12 protein-coding genes are annotated in these 15060 nt (G+C 70.1%); 6 read left to right on the plus strand and 6 right to left on the minus strand.

The genetic code is table 11. The annotated features are described in order from the left end of the window. The first annotated feature begins 135 nt into the window (after window positions 1-135). A complete protein-coding gene (locus tag OG254_RS42245) occupies window positions 136-1326 on the plus strand; it encodes a zinc-dependent alcohol dehydrogenase (protein ID WP_405592883.1) in 1191 nt (396 codons plus the stop codon). Between the two features lie 28 nt (window positions 1327-1354). Here OG254_RS42245 and OG254_RS42250 read toward each other — a convergent pair whose 3' ends face one another. Beyond that, a complete protein-coding gene (locus OG254_RS42250; RefSeq protein WP_405592885.1) occupies window positions 1355-2425 on the minus strand; it encodes an ATP-dependent DNA ligase in 1071 nt (356 codons plus the stop codon). A gap of 74 nt (window positions 2426-2499) precedes the next feature. Between OG254_RS42250 and ligD the strand changes: the two genes are divergently transcribed. Next, window positions 2500-3525 (plus strand): non-homologous end-joining DNA ligase, encoded by a 1026-nt coding sequence (ligD, locus tag OG254_RS42255; RefSeq protein ID WP_405592887.1) that lies wholly within the window; start codon window positions 2500-2502, stop codon window positions 3523-3525. On the opposite strand, the gene OG254_RS42260 is transcribed toward ligD, so the two are convergent. Both OG254_RS42260 and OG254_RS42265 read right to left on the minus strand, forming a co-directional pair. Then, window positions 3512-5701 (minus strand): OmpL47-type beta-barrel domain-containing protein, encoded by a 2190-nt coding sequence (locus OG254_RS42260; RefSeq protein ID WP_405595526.1) that lies wholly within the window; start codon window positions 5699-5701, stop codon window positions 3512-3514. The genes ligD and OG254_RS42260 overlap by 14 nt on opposite strands. Before the next feature lie 14 nt (window positions 5702-5715). Further along, window positions 5716-8193: a ThuA domain-containing protein gene (locus tag OG254_RS42265; RefSeq protein ID WP_405592889.1), complete on the minus strand. Its 2478-nt coding sequence runs from the start codon at window positions 8191-8193 to the stop codon at window positions 5716-5718. Window positions 8194-8371: 178 nt separating this feature from the next. Here OG254_RS42265 and OG254_RS42270 point away from each other — a divergent pair, with 178 nt between their 5' ends. The 3 genes from OG254_RS42270 (at window position 8372) to OG254_RS42280 (ending at window position 11503) form a co-directional block, all read left to right on the plus strand. Further along, window positions 8372-9373, plus strand: coding sequence for a multicopper oxidase domain-containing protein (locus tag OG254_RS42270; RefSeq protein ID WP_351192251.1), 1002 nt, complete (start codon window positions 8372-8374; stop codon window positions 9371-9373). Between the two features lie 14 nt (window positions 9374-9387). Further along, window positions 9388-10323 carry an ornithine cyclodeaminase family protein gene (locus OG254_RS42275; protein ID WP_405592892.1) on the plus strand — a complete coding sequence of 312 codons (936 nt, stop codon included), beginning with the start codon at window positions 9388-9390 and terminating at the stop codon, window positions 10321-10323. Between the two features lie 142 nt (window positions 10324-10465). Further along, a complete protein-coding gene (locus tag OG254_RS42280) occupies window positions 10466-11503 on the plus strand; it encodes a LacI family DNA-binding transcriptional regulator (RefSeq protein ID WP_405592894.1) in 1038 nt (345 codons plus the stop codon). A gap of 17 nt (window positions 11504-11520) precedes the next feature. Here OG254_RS42280 and OG254_RS42285 read toward each other — a convergent pair whose 3' ends face one another. Beyond that, the gene (locus OG254_RS42285; protein WP_351199895.1) at window positions 11521-12312 is read right to left on the minus strand and encodes a VOC family protein; all 792 of its coding nucleotides are present in this window, start codon (window positions 12310-12312) and stop codon (window positions 11521-11523) included. 270 nt (window positions 12313-12582) lie between these two features. Here OG254_RS42285 and OG254_RS42290 point away from each other — a divergent pair, with 270 nt between their 5' ends. Beyond that, the gene (locus tag OG254_RS42290) at window positions 12583-12837 is read left to right on the plus strand and encodes a WhiB family transcriptional regulator (RefSeq protein WP_405592896.1); all 255 of its coding nucleotides are present in this window, start codon (window positions 12583-12585) and stop codon (window positions 12835-12837) included. Window positions 12838-13069: 232 nt separating this feature from the next. On the opposite strand, the gene OG254_RS42295 is transcribed toward OG254_RS42290, so the two are convergent. Beyond that, the gene (locus tag OG254_RS42295) at window positions 13070-14044 is read right to left on the minus strand and encodes an acyl-ACP desaturase (RefSeq protein WP_405592898.1); all 975 of its coding nucleotides are present in this window, start codon (window positions 14042-14044) and stop codon (window positions 13070-13072) included. 218 nt (window positions 14045-14262) lie between these two features. Continuing rightward, a complete protein-coding gene (ddaH, locus tag OG254_RS42300) occupies window positions 14263-15039 on the minus strand; it encodes a dimethylargininase (RefSeq protein ID WP_405592900.1) in 777 nt (258 codons plus the stop codon). Window positions 15040-15060: the final 21 nt, after the last annotated feature.

Raw genomic sequence — 15060 nt, forward strand, 5'->3', positions numbered from 1 at the left:
GATCGGCCCTGGCGCCGACAACCGGTCGGCCCACACCGCGCACCGTCCGTCCCGGCGATTCGGCGGGGGAGCGCAGGGGTACCCGGGGCCCACCGTACGAGCGCCATGCGCGGGCGACCGGAGGGAGCGCGGGCGATGAGGGCAGTGACCTGGCAGGGCAAGCGGGACGTACGGGTGGAGAACGTGCCCGATCCCGGGATCCAGGAGCCGACGGACGCGGTCGTCCGCATCACCTCCACCGCGCTGTGCGGCTCCGACCTGCATCTGTACGAGGTGCTCACCCCGTTCATGACGCCGGGGGACATCCTCGGCCACGAGCCGATCGGCATCGTCGAGGAGGTCGGTGCCGGGGTGCCGGACCTTCAGGCGGGGGACCGGGTCGTGGTGCCGTTCCAGATCGCCTGCGGCAACTGCTGGATGTGCCTGACCGGGCTGCCCACGCAGTGCGAGACCACCCAGGTCACCGGCGAGGGCATGGGCGCCGCCCTATTCGGCTACACCCGCCTGTACGGCTCGGTGCCGGGCGCCCAGGCCGAGTACCTGCGGGTCCCGCAGGCGCAGTTCGGACCGATCAAGATCCCCGAGGGGCCGCCCGACGACCGGTTCGTGTACCTCTCCGACGTGCTGCCCACCGCCTGGCAGGCGGTCCAGTACGCCGAGGTCCCCGAGGGTGGCAGCATCGCCGTGCTCGGCCTCGGCCCCATCGGCGACATGGCCTGCCGCGTCGCCCAAGTGCGGGGCGCCGGGCAGGTGTTCGGAGTGGACCTGGTGACCGAGCGGCTGAAGCGGGCGCGCGAGCGGGGCGTCGAGACCTTCGACCTGAGGAGCTTCGACCACGAGAAGGAACTCGTCGCCGCCATCCGCGACCGGACCGCCGGACGCGGCCCCGACGCCGTGGTCGACGCGGTCGGTACCGAGGCCCACGGCAGCGCCGCCGCCCGGCTGGCGCAACAGGCCGCGGCGATGCTGCCCCGAAGGCTGAGCGCCCCCCTCGCCGAACGCCTCACCTTCGACCGGCTCGCCGCCCTGCACACCGCCATCGACCTGGTGCGGCGCGGCGGCACGATCTCGCTGTCCGGTGTCTACGGCGGCACCGCGGACCCGGTTCCGCTGCTCACCCTCTTCGACAAGCAGATCCAGATCCGGATGGGGCAGGCCAACGTACGCCGCTGGAGCGACGACATCCTGCCGTATCTGACGGACGAGGACCCGCTCGGCGTGGACGACTTCGCCACGCACCGCCTGTCCCTCAACGACGCCCCGCACGCGTACGAGATGTTCCAGCACAAGCAGGACGGCGCGGTGAAGGTGTTGATGAAGCCCTGACCCGCGCCCGCGCGAGACGCGCCGTCGGTCAGGCCTGCGGTCCGAAGATCGCCGCGAGGTCGTAGCGCACCGGCTCCTCCAGCTGGGCGTACGTGCAGCTGTCGGGGGTCCGGTCCGGGCGCCAGCGGCGGAAGCGGGCCGTGTGCCGGAAGCGCGCGCCGTTCTCCATGTGGTCGTACGCCACCTCGGCCACCCACTCCGGTCGGAGCGGCACCCAGGACAGGTCCTTCTTGCCCGACCAACGGCTCGGCGCGCCCGGCAGCCGGGCCGACTCGTGCGCCGCCTCGTCGGACCACGCCGCCCAGGGATGCCCGGCGGTCTCCGCCATACGCAGCGGCTCCAGCTCGTCGATCAGCTCGGCGCGCCGCTTCATCGAGAACGCGGCCGACACGCCCACGTGCTGGAGGGTGCCCCGGTCGTCGTAGAGGCCCAGCAGCAGGGAACCCACGATCGGTCCGCTCTTGTGCAGGCGGTAGCCCGCGACGACGACGTCCGCCGTGCGCTCGTGCTTGATCTTGAACATGGCGCGCTCGTCCTGGAGGTAGCGCAGCGTCAGCGGCTTGGCGATCACCCCGTCAAGACCGGCCCCCTCGTACTGCTCGAACCACCCCTGGGCCGTCGCGACGTCGGTCGTCGCCGGCGCCACATGCACCGGCTCCGTCACCCCGGACAGCGCCATGGTGAGCAGCGCCCGCCGGTCCGCGAGCGGAGTCTCCACCAGGGACTCGTCCGCCAGCGCGAGCAGGTCGAAGGCCACGAACGACGCCGGGGTCCGCTCGGCCAGCATCCGCACCCGGGAGTCGGCCGGGTGGATGCGCTCGGTGAGCGCGTCGAAGTCCAGCCGGCCCTCCCGCGCGATCACGATCTCCCCGTCCAGCACGCACCGCTTCGGCAGCCGCTCCTTCAGCCCCGCCACCAGCTCGGGAAAGTACCTGGTCAGCGACTTCGTGGTACGGCTGCCGAGCTCGACCTCGTCGCCGTCGCGGAACACGATCGCCCGGAACCCGTCCCACTTCGCCTCGTACTGCATGCCCGGCGGGATCTTCGCCACCGACTTGGCGAGCATCGGCTTCACGGGCGGCATCACCGGAAGGTCCATGGTCCGATTCTGCGCGCATAAGGCGGCCGCCGCCCAGTGTGCGCGGGGTGGACAGTGGGCCTACCGTGGCTCGCATGGGTGAAGCGGTGGAGCTGGAGGCGGGCGGCCGGAAGGTACGCCTGTCCAGTCCCGGCAAGATCTTCTTCCCGGAGCGGGGCTTCACCAAGCTGGACCTCGCCCAGTACTACATCGCCGTCGGCCCCGGCATCCTGCGCGCCCTGCGCGACCGCCCCACCACCCTGGAGCGCTACCCGGACGGCGTGACCGGCGAGAACTTCTTCCAGAAGCGGGCGCCCAAGAACATGCCCGACTGGATCCCCACCGCCCACATCACCTTCCCCAGCGGCCGCAGCGCCGACGAGATGTGCCCCACCGAGGAGGCCGCAGTCCTGTGGGCCGCCCAGTACGGCACGCTCACCTTCCACCCCTGGCCGGTCCGCCGCGACGACGTCGACAGCCCCGACGAACTGCGCATCGACCTCGACCCGCAGCCCGGCACCGACTTCGACGACGCCGTGCGCGCCGCCCACGAACTGCGTGCCGTCCTGGAGGAGTTCGGCGGCCTGCAGGGCTGGCCCAAGACGTCCGGCGGCCGCGGACTGCACGTCTTCGTGCCGATCGAGCCGCGCTGGACCTTCACCCAGGTCAGACGGGCCGCGATCGCCGTCGGACGCGAGCTGGAACGCCGGATGCCGGACCAGGTGACGATCAAGTGGTGGAAGGAGGAGCGCGGCGAGCGCATCTTCGTCGACTACAACCAGACGGCCCGGGACCGGACCATCGCCTCGGCGTACTCCGTACGGCCCCGCCCGCACGCCCCGGTCTCCGCCCCCCTGAGCTGGGACGAGGTCGGCGTCGCGCATCCCCAGGACTTCGACATCGCGACCATGCCCGCGCGCTTCGCCGAACTCGGCGATGTGCACGCGGGCATGGACGACCACCGCTTCTCGCTGGACGCGCTGCTGGAGCTGGCCAACAAGGACGAGCGCGATCACGGGCTCGGCGATCTGCCGTACCCGCCCGAGTATCCGAAGATGCCGGGGGAACCCAAGCGGGTACAGCCGAGCAGGGCCCGCAAAGAGGGACCTACAACTCCTTGATCCGGATGTCCCGGTAGGAGACCACGTCCGTCGTGCCGTGCACCTGGAGCCCGACGTAGCCGGAGGCGAACCGCCGCCCGTCCGTGCCCGGGTCGTCCGAGCGCGGCGGGACGAAGTCCTGGCCACCGGTGTTGTCGAACTCGTTGATCAGCACGCCGTTGCGGTAGACCGAGTAGTGCTGGTCGACCACCCGGATCTCGTAGTCGTTCCACGTCCCCTTCTGGGTGACGCCGGCACCGGCCAGCCCCACCCGGTCGAAGCCGTAGATCGAACCGGTCTTGTACATGTCGCCGTCGGGCCGGTCGAGCACCTGCACCTCGTGCCCGTACTTGATGGCGACCCACTCCGGCCGCGTCTCCTCGGGGTGGTCGTGCACCCAGGGGAACCGCACGAACACACCGGAGTTGGCGTTGCCGGTGCCCGGGGCGTCGTCACGCCACTGGAGCTTGAGGGAGAAGTCGCCGTACTTGCGCTCGGGGAACCACAGCATGCCCAGGCCGGCCTTGCTGGTGCCGCTCGTGATCGAGCCATCGGCGTTCTGCGCGAACGAACCGCCGCCCACCTGCTGCCACTTGGCGAACGACCCCGCGCTGCCGTCGAGGATCGTCCGGTAGCCCTCGGTCTGCCCGGGCGTGCCGATCCCGGACTCGCGGGCGGCCTTGCGGACGGCGTCGTACTCGCGCTGGTCGACGACCCCGTCCTTCAGGAGCTGGTCCAGGACCGTCTTCACATGCTTGAGGAACAGCGCCTGGGACGTCCACTCCTTCTCGTCCTCGATCAACTCGTTGATCCGGCACCGGCTGTTGGTGAGCCGGTTCGGGACCCCCGAGTCGACCGTGCCGACGATCACCGTCAACCGCTCGTCGAACTCCGGGCAGTTGGGCGCCGGGACCTGGCCGGTCACCACGGTGAAGGTCACCGTACGGGCCGCGGAGGTGTTGCCCGCCTTGTCCGTCGCCCGGTAGGCGAGTGTGTGCGTGCCCGCACGGTCGACGACCAGCGGGGCGCCGTACGCGAGGTACGGCCCGCCGTCGATCGAGTACTCGATCCGGTCGACGCCCGAGCCGTGGTGCTCGTCGGTCGCCGTGACGGTCACCTTGGCGTTGCCGACGTAGGCCCCGGACGAGTTCTTCGTGCCGTCGACGGTCACGCCCGTCACCGGCGCGGTCGTGTCCGGCTGGGGCGCCGCCACGACCGTGAACTGCACACTCTTCTCGGCGGCGACGTTCCCCGCCTTGTCGGTGGCCCGGTAACGCACCGTGTGAGCCCCGACCTCGTGCACCATCACCGGCGCGGTGTACGGCTGCCATGCCCCGGTGCCGATGGCGTACTCGATGGTGTTGACGCCGGAACCGGTGTCGGAGGCGGTCACGGTGACGGTCGCCATGTCGATGTACGTCCCGTCTGGGTTCTGCTCGCCGCTGACCGTCGCCGAAGTCTCCGGCGCGGTCGTGTCATCGGTCGGCGGCGCTACGACCGTGAACGTGGCGTTCTTCTCCGCCGAGACGTTCCCCGCCTTGTCGAAGGCGCGGTAGCGGATCTTGTGGTCGCCGACCTGGTCGACGACGACCGGGGTGGTGTACGGCGTCCAGGCGCCCGCGTCACCGACCGCGTACTCGACGCGGTCGACCCCGGAGCCGCCCTCGTTGTCGGTGGCATGGAGCGCCACGCTCGCCGAACCGACGTACTGGCCCTGCGAGTTCTGCGTCCCGCTCACGTGCGCCGACGCCTCGGGCGCCGTGGTGTCCTCGCCGCTGCCCTCGGTCACCACCAGGATGCCCTGCATCTGCCCGTGCCCGGGAATCGTGCAGTAGTAGCGGTAGCGGCCGGGGGTGAGCGTGACCTCGGCGGTGTGCTTGCCGCCCTGGTCGTCGTTCGGGTTGGCGAGGATGTTCAGCTGGACGTCGTTGTTGTACTCGGGGTCCGAGGTGTCGAACGTCAACGTGTGCGGCATTCCGGTGGTGTTGCCGGTCGCCGTGCTGTTCTCGAAGACGATCGTCGTCGCGCCCGCCACGGCCGTGGCGGGGGCCGAGGCGTACTTCGTGATGTCGTCGCCGGCCGTCCAGGTGAGGACCTGTGCGGCGGCCGCCTCCGGCTGTGGTTGCGGCTGCCCGGTCGCGGGCAGTGCCTGCAGCCCCAGCACCACCAGCAGTGCGGCCAGCAGGGCCGCCCACATTCTTCGTTGCCGTGTCACTGCGCCCCCTTCGCCAGCTGGTCGGCGGCCGGCGTCGGGCCGCCGCCCGTGTAGGTGACGCGCCACAGCGCAGACTTGGCGTCCGAGGTGAAGAAGCCCCGGCCGTAGTCGAGCACGTACAGCGCGCCGTCCGGACCGAACTTCCAGTCCATGAGGTTCTTGATGCCGTCGTTGCCGATCGGCACGATCTTCTTCAGCGACTCGGAGTGGACCGGAAGACCGCCGTCCCCGTGTGTCTTGGGGTCGGTGATCACCGCGTTGCGCGGCTGGTCGGCGTCGTAGAAGTCACCGACGAACCACTTGCCGTCCCAGTAGGCCAGCCACTTGGTCCCACTCGCGCTCGCCGCGTCGTACCGGTAGACCGGCCCGTTCATCGCGGCCTGCCCACCGCCCTTGAGCCAAGGCAGCCCGTACGTGGCCTCCTCCTGCTTGTACGACGGCACACCGTTCGCGTCGCGCGGGAAGTCCGGGGCGCCGCCCTGGGGCGAGTACCAGATGTTGTTGCCGGTGACCGGCGGGAGGTTGACGAGGCCGTCGTTGTTCGGCGACTCGTTCTTCGGGTGGTTGCAGTCGTACCAGCCCAGCGGCTTGCTCGGGTCCGGCAGATTGCGGTCGCGGTAGGGCTGCTTGTTGCCCATGCAGTACGGCCAACCCCGGTTGCCCGCCTTGGTGATGACGGCGAACGTGTCGTACTTGGCCGGACCCCAGGTCGTCGAGGGCGCGCCCGCGTCGGGGCCGACCCAGCCCGCGTACAGGGTGTCGGTCTGCCGGTCGACGAAGATGCGCGCCGGATTCCTGACGCCCATCACATAGATCTCGCCGCGCGTCTTGCCGCCGCCCTCGTCGGTCTCCCGGCCCGTGAAGAGGTTGCCGTCCGGGAGCGTGTACGTGCCGTCCGGCTCCGGGTGGATGCGCAGGATCTTGCCGTTGAGGTTGTTGGTGTTGCCGGCGGTGCGGCGCGCGTCGGCGAAGGACACGCCCTTGTAGTTGGGCTCGGGGTTGTTGCCCGAGTAACCGCCGCTGAACCCACTGGAGTTGTTGTCGCCGGTCGCGATGTACAGGTTGCCCTTGGAGTCCCAGGTCATCCCGCCGCCCGAGTGGCAGCAACTGTGCACCTGCACCGGCCACTTGAGCAGCACCTTCTCACTGCCCAGGTCCAGCTTGTCGGTGGCGAGATCGAGCGTGAAGCGGGAGACGCGCCGCTCGGCCATCCTCGTGTCGCGGTTGACCTGCGAGTGCGGGGTGTAGTGCAGATACACCCAGCCGTTCTCCTCGAAGCGCGGGTCGAGCTCGATGCCGAGGAGCCCTTCCTCGACCTTGATCAGCTCGTCGCCGCCGCCCTTGTTGCCGAAGACCGTCAACGCCCCGGCCAGGGTGACCTTCTTGGTCTTCGGGTCGTAGACATGGATCTCGCCCTTGCCCTTGCCGATGTCCGGGTTGTTCCAGTCGGTGACCACGGGCTGGGAGGAGTCGGCGCCGCCCCGGCCGATGTAGAGCACACGGCCGTCGGGGGCGGTGACCAGGCCGTGCGGTTCGCCGATCTGGTCGTTCTGGCCGGGCTGGTTGGCCTGGGTGAGCCGCTCGGCCTTGTAGTTGCCGGTGATGGTGGCCTTGCAGTCGGCCTGGACCAGCCGGGTCGTCCACAGCAGGGCGCCGCGCAGATGCGCACGGAAGTCGGTCTCGTCGTACGACGACGCCGTGCCGCCCATGCCCGTGTAGAAGGAACGGCCGCCGTCGTAGTCGCGGCACCAACTCACCGGGTGATCCCAGCCGTTGGCTCCCGACCCCGGCTGGTAGCTCGACTCCCGCACCCGGGCGACGGTGTGTACCGCACCCGACGGGTTCTTCACCCAGTTCAGCCACTTGTCCGGCCGCTTCCACTGAACCGGCAGATCCTTGGTGGCCGGATGCCGCCGGTCGCCGACCTCGACGACCGCTCGCTGGGCATTCGTCGGTCCGCCGGCCGCCGGGCGGGCGCCGACGAGGCCGGTGAACCAGTCCGAGTACGGCTCGGCGCGGGCCGCGTCATGGACGCCGACGAAACCGCCGCCCGCCTCCATGTAGGCCTCCAGGCCCGCCTCCTGCTCCGGATCCAGGACGTCGCCGCCACCGGTGAGGAAGACGATCGTGTGGAAACGGCCCAACCTGGTCTCATTGGTGAACACCGAGGCGTCGTTCGTGGCCTCGGTGCTGAAGCGCTGATCGGTCGGGCCCGACAGGCCGATCTTCTCGATCGCCTCGATGCCGGCGTTCACCACGGGCGACTCGTCGCCGCCGGCGGCCGACCCGTAGAAGACCAGCACCCGCACATTGGCGCCGCCCGGTGGCGACTTGATGGACATCGTTGTCAGGGGCGGCTCCGGGGCAGGGCGCGCGTCGGCCGCCGGGGCTGCCATCAGCCCGGCGGCGACGATCCCTGCCGTCACGGTGGCCACCCAAGTCTGTCTTCTCGTGCTCAACCCTCGTAAGTGCATGGGCACCTCCATGGTCACAGCAACAGCGAAAAGGAAGCTAGACCCCTTTGAACGACTCGCCAATACCTATGACCGCACTGGGACGAACTTTGTCCTCAGTGTGGAAAAACGGGAGAGTGGCCGGTACCGTCTCAGCGGTTCATCCCCGTAATTTCCGTACCGCCGTGGGGAGTTCGGCATGGACAGACGCAGCTTTGACCGACGTAGCTTCAACAGACGCGTACTGCTGGGCGGCGCCACCGTCGCGACATCGTTGTCGCTGGCATCGGTACCCGAGGCCGTGGGCGCTGACACACCACCGAGGACCGCCCCGGCCGGCGGCGAGGTCAGACGCATGAAGCTGTACGCCGAGAAGCTCGCCGACGGGCAGATGGGCTACGGCCTGGAGAAGGGCAAGGCGACCATCCCCGGCCCGCTGATCGAGCTCAACGAGGGCGACACGCTGCACGTCGAGTTCGAGAACGCGATGGACGTGCCGGTGAGCCTGCACGTCCACGGCCTCGACTACGAGATCACCAGCGACGGCACGAAGCTCAACAAGAGCGACGTCGAGCCCGGCGGCACCCGCACCTACACCTGGCGCACCCACGCCCCCGGTCGTCGGGGGGACGGCACCTGGCGGGCGGGCAGCGCCGGTTACTGGCACTACCACGACCACGTGGTCGGCACGGAGCACGGCACGGGCGGCATCCGCAAGGGGCTGTACGGGCCGGTGATCGTGCGGCGCAAGGGCGATGTCCTCCCGGACGCGACCCACACGATCGTCTTCAACGACATGCTCATCAACAACAAGCCCGCGCACAGCGGCCCCAACTTCGAGGCCACGGTGGGCGATCGCGTCGAGTTCGTGATGATCACGCACGGTGAGTACTACCACACCTTCCACATGCACGGTCACCGCTGGGCGGACAACCGCACCGGCATGCTCACCGGCCCGGACGACCCCAGCCAGGTCGTCGACAACAAGATCGTGGGCCCGGCGGACTCCTTCGGCTTCCAGGTGATCGCCGGTGAGGGCGTCGGGGCCGGTGCGTGGATGTATCACTGCCATGTGCAGAGCCACTCCGACATGGGGATGGTCGGGCTGTTCCTGGTGAAGAAGGCGGACGGCACGATTCCCGGTTACGAGCCGCATGAGCACGGTCATGAGGCGGCCTCGGGGACCGCGCACGAACACTGAGGGATCATGGACGGGTGACTCTCGTTCTCACGCGTAGTGATCTGGAAGCGGTGCTGGCGCCCGGGGCCTGTCTGGAGGTGCTGCGGGACGGCTTCCTGCGAGCGCGGGACGCGGCGGTCGCGGGGCAACGGGTGCGGACCGACCTGCCCTTCCCCGGCACCGCCACCGCGCTGATCCCCGGCGTGCTGCCCGGCATCGAGGCGTACACCGTGAAGGTCAACGCCAAGTTCCCGGGCGCCCGGCCCGCGCTGCGCGGGGTGATCTGTCTGCACAGCGGTCGGGACGGGGAACTGCTGGCGCTGCTCGACTCCGCCACGGTCACGGCATGGCGTACGGGGCTGGCGGCGGCGTTGGGGACGCATGCACTGGCCGGGCCGGGAGACGTCCTCGGGGTGGTCGGCGCGGGCGCCCAGGCCGAGCTGATGGTGCGGGGGCTGGCGCAGCTGCGGCCGTATCGCGAGCTCGTCGTCCATGACACGGACGCCGGGCGGGCCGAGGCGTTCGCCGCGCGGCACGCGGGCCGGGCCGTGGCCTCGGCGACGGAGGTCGCGGCGGCCGCGGACACGGTACTGCTGGCGACGTGGGCCCGTTCGCCGCTGCTGGGGCTGTCGGACACGCGGGAGGGCCAGCACTTCACGAGCCTGGGCGCGGACGAACCCGGCAAGCAGGAGCTGTCCGCCGATCTGCTGCGCGCCGCGCTGCTCGTCGTGGACGACCGTGAACTCGCCGCAAGCATGGGGGTGTTGGCGGCTGCGGAACTTCCGGCGTCCGCCGCCGATGCCACCCTGGCGGACGTGCTGCGGGGCGACCACCCGGGACGTGCGAGTACCGAGAGCCGTACCGTCTACGCGCCGGTCGGCCTCCCCTGGCAGGACCTGGCGCTGAGCTGGGCGGCCTATCGGGCGGCGGAGCGGGAGGGGTTGGGGCGGCGGGTGGATCTGCTGGGGTGACATTGCCGGATGCCGGATGCCGGATGCCGGTTACGGTCGTTGGTCGCCGCGCGTAAGGGACTTTCGCCGACGCGAGAGCGCTCTCACGTGCCGCTCGCCACGGGGCTATCCTGATCCGCAACCGTCGACGAGGAGCCGCGCAGTGACCGAGACCGCCCCGCGCCCCACCCTTGAGGCCGTCGCCGCGCGGGCCGGGGTCTCGCGGGCCACCGTGTCACGGGTGGTCAACGGCGGGGACGGGGTCCGGGAACCGCTCGTCGAGCGGGTTCGCAAGGCCGTGGAGGAACTCGGATACGTACCGAACCAGGCCGCCCGCAGCCTGGTGACCCGGCGGCACGACGCCGTGGCCGTCGTCGTCGCCGAACCCGAGGCCCGCGTCTTCGCCGACCCGTTCTTCGCGCTGCAACTCCGCGGCATCAGCAAGGAGTTGACCGCCCACGACAACCAGCTCGTGCTGCTGCTCACGGAGGGCCGGGACGACCATGCGCGCGTCGGCCGCTACCTCGCCGGCGGGCATGTCGACGGGGCGCTCGTCTTCTCGCTGCACCTCGACGACCCGCTGCCCGAGCTGATCCAGCGCGCCGGAGTGCCCACCGTGTTCGGCGGACGGCCCGGCTGGAGCGGCGACCGCCGCGGTGTGGTCTACGTCGACGTGGACAACCGCGGCGGTGCCCGCGACGCCGTACGGCACCTCGCCGGACTCGGCCGCACCCGGATCGCGCACATCACCGGCGCCCTCGACCAGACCTCGGCGGTGGACCGGCTCGACGGATACCGGGATGTCATGGTCGACGCCGATCCCCGGCTGATCGTCGAGGGCGACTTCACGCCGGCCGGCGGGGAGCGGGCGATGCGTGAGCTTCTCGACCGCTGCCCGGACCTGGACGCGGTGTTCGCCGCCAACGACCTCACCGCGGCCGGGGCGCTGCGGGTGCTGCGTGAGGCCGGGCGGCGGGTGCCGGACGATGTCGCCGTGGTCGGCTTCGACGACATGCTGCCGGTGACGGAGCGGAGCGAACCGCCGCTCACGACGATCCGTCAGGACATCGAGGAGATGGGCCGGCTGATGGCCCGGCTGCTGCTGCGCGGACTCGAGAGGAACGCCGCCGACCAGGGCATCGGCGCCGCGCCGTCCAGCGTGGTGCTGCCGACCACGCTGGTACGGCGGGCGTCCGCCTAGGCTCGGTTCGCGTCCTGTCAGCTCTGTACGGGTGCGCTCTTGATCACGGCGAAGCGGGCGCCGTACGGGTCGGTGAGTTTGGCGATGCGGCCGACGTCGGGCAGGTCCGTGGCGGGCATGCGGACCGCGCCGCCCAGCTCCTCGGCCTTGGCGACCGTGGCGTCCGTGTCGGTGACCTCGAAGTACGGCAGCCAGTACGCGGAGGCCTGCGCCTCGGCCGGGTCGTCGGCCTTGTCGACGACACCGCCGAACATGGCGTCCTCCCCCTGACCCCCGGGGCTGAACGTCGTGTACGTGCCGCCGTAGAAGTCGAGGGCGAAGGTCTCCATGCCGAGCGTCGCGTTGTAGAACCCCGCCGCGGCCGGCACGTCCGTCGTGTACAGCTCCAACCAGCACAGCGAGCCGGGCTCCTGGACGAGGTCGAGGCCCTTGTTGGTGCCGGGCTGCCACAGGCCGAAGGACACGCCCGCCTTGTCGGCGAGGATGGCCATGCGTCCCAGGTCCATGACGTCCATCGGCTGCACCAGCACCGAGCCGTGCGCCTGCTCGGCCGACTTCGCGGTGGCGTCCGTGTCCGGGGTCTGGAAGTACACCGTCCAGGAGGGCGGGCCCTGCTCCTCGGTGGTCTGCATACCCCCGGCCACCGTCTTCCCGTCGAGCTGGAAGAGGCCGTAACCGCCGGTCTCGGGTCCGCCCGGCTGGAACCGCCAGCCGAACAGGCCGCCGTAGAAGGAACCGGCGCCCTCGATGTCGGGTGTGCCGACGTCGATCCAGTTCGGCGCGCCGGTGACGAAACGGGTGGTGAGCATCATCGCCCTCCTCGGAAAGGTCCCGCTGTCTGCACTGCCGAGTCTTGCACCGCCCACTGACAATCGCTGCCGGAACGCCGCCGTCTGCTGGGGTGCTCGCCATGGTCACCGTCAGTGACGCGTGGGCTTCTCCCTGTTTTCGTCCGGTCCCGCGCGCCGCCGTGCGCCGCGGCGTGGCGAGGGGGACCATCGAGTCGGCCGGAGGCCCTGGGGCGCGGCGTTGATCCCGCGTTGATCGAACGTTTTTCGCCGCCCGGCACGATCCTGCGCATGCACATCGACACGATCACGATGATCACCTCGCCCGACCTGGCCTGGCAGGAGGAGGCGTTGTGCGCACAGACAGGGGCGGACTTCTTCTTCCCCGAGCCGGGCAGTTCCGTGCGCGAGGCGAAGCGGATCTGCGGCATGTGCCCGATCCGCTCCGCCTGCCTGGACTACGCCCTGGACAACGACGAGCGATTCGGCGTCTGGGGTGGCCTCTCGGAGAAGGAGCGCCTGGAGCTCAGGCGTACGGCACGCTGAACCGGCGGGTCGCGTACCGCGCCGGGCCGTCGATGATGCCCGCCTCAGGCGCGCGATGCGCGAAGCGTGCGTGCCGATGTAGTGCCACGCCACAGCGTTGAGTTCCGGATCGTCGTTCTCCAGGATCCGCAGCGTCACGGACGACGGCTCACGCAGGAGCGCGCGCACCGGAAAATGCGACGGCCGGCCCGCGCACTGGCGGACCGGCCGACGAAGACCTTGGGGGCGGCGGTCAGCCGGCCGCCCGGGCCGCCAGGCGGGCCTTGCGCGCCGCCAGCTTCTCGTCGAACTTCAGGGCCTCCGCGTCCAGGCCGTTCATGAACAGCCCCAGCTCCTCCTGCGCCTTCAGCCCCTCGGGGCCGAGGCCGTCGATCTCCAGGACCTTCAGGAAGCGCAGGACGGGCTGGATCACGTCGTCGTGGTGGATGCGCATGTTGTAGACCTCGCCGATCGCCATCTGCGCAGCGGCCCGCTCGAAGCCGGGCATGCCGTGGCCGGGCATTCGGAAGTTCACGATCACGTCGCGCACTGCCATCATCGTCAGGTCGGGCGCGAGCTCGAAGGCGGCCTTCAGCAGGTTGCGGTAGAAGACCATGTGCAGGTTCTCGTCGGTCGCGATGCGCGCCAGCATGCGGTCGCAGACCGGGTCGCCCGACTGGTGGCCGGTGTTGCGGTGCGAGACACGGGTCGCCAGCTCCTGGAAGGAGACGTAGGCCACCGAGTGCAGCATCGAGTGGCGGTTGTCCGACTCGAAGCCCTCGCTCATGTGGGCCATCCGGAACTGCTCCAGCTTGTCCGGGTCCACCGCGCGCGAGGCGAGCAGGTAGTCACGCATCACGATGCCGTGGCGGCCCTCCTCGGCGGTCCAGCGATGCACCCAGGTGCCCCAGGCGCCGTCCCGGCCGAAGAGCGAGGCGATCTCGTGGTGGTAGCTGGGGAGGTTGTCCTCGGTGAGCAGATTCACCACGAGGGCGATCCGGCCGAGCTCGGTGACCTTGGACTGCCCCTTCTCCCAGGCCTCGCCGTCCTCGAAGAAGCCGGGGAAGTTACGGCCGTCGCTCCACGGCACGTACTCGTGCGGCATCCAGTCCTTGGTGACCTTCAGATGCCGGTTGAGTTCCTTCTCGACGACTTCCTCCAACGCGTACAGCAGCTTGGCGTCGGTCCAGACGGAAGGGCTGCCGAGATGAGGGGAAGTGATCGTCACGGGAACTCCAGGGGGACGCACAAGACAGGAAGGGTGACCGGCGAGCGGTTGCCGGAACCTACGGGATCGTAGGCTACGAACCCGTAGGTTACGAAGCCGTAGGTTAAGAGGGGTGTAAAGACCGCTGATCAGCTGCCGTTCCGCCGGGAGTTCGCGGGTTTGCGAAATGCCCCAGGAGGCGCAGGTCCCGGGGCTGAAAAGGGGATCCGTTCAGCCGGTCAGGCGTACAGATCACGCATCCTCACCGAGAGACATGTCACACACCCTTCGAGCTTCTCGAACTCGCTGATGTCGACCAGTACGGGCTCGTGGCCGAGGTCGGCGAGCAGCTCCGCCGTCTTGGGCGCGCTCGCCGCCATGAGGAGCTTGTCGCCGCCGAGCAGCACCACATGTGCCCCGGACTCCTCCGGCACCGGCAGGAAGCGCGGGAACAGCGACGGGGCGTCCAGCTGGGGGATACGGCCCAGGATCGTTCCGTCGGGCAGCGCGGTGATCGCCGACTTCAGGTGCAGCACCTTGCTCACGGGGACGGCGACGACTCGCGCGCCCAGCGGCTCGAACGCGGCGCGCAGCTGCTGGACGCCGGCCGCATTGGTCCGCCCGCCGCGGCCGACGTAGATCGTGTCGCCGACCTTCAGGACGTCGCCGCCGTCCAGCGTGCCCGGCTCCCAGATCCAGTTCACCGAGCAGCCGAGCGAGGCGACGGCCTCCTCGACGCCCTCGATCTCGTCCCGCCGGGACTCGGCGCCGGGCCGGGTGATCAGCGCGACGTTGCGGTACATGACGACGGTGTCCTCGACGAACACCGAGTCGGGGCAGTCGTCGGCCGGGTCCACCTCGATGGTCTCCCAGCCATGGGTGCGCAGGGCCTCCGTGTACGTCTCCCACTGCTCGACCGCGAGATCGAGGTCGACCTTCTCGCGCTCGATGTGCGTGAGCAGCCCTTCGGCGAGGCGCGGGCTCGGGCGGCGGATGAGGGCCTTCTTGCTGGGCACGACGGGATCTCCGGGTCGATG

Source organism: Streptomyces sp. NBC_01092, from assembly GCF_045039535.1.
Classification (GTDB): domain Bacteria; phylum Actinomycetota; class Actinomycetes; order Streptomycetales; family Streptomycetaceae; genus Streptomyces.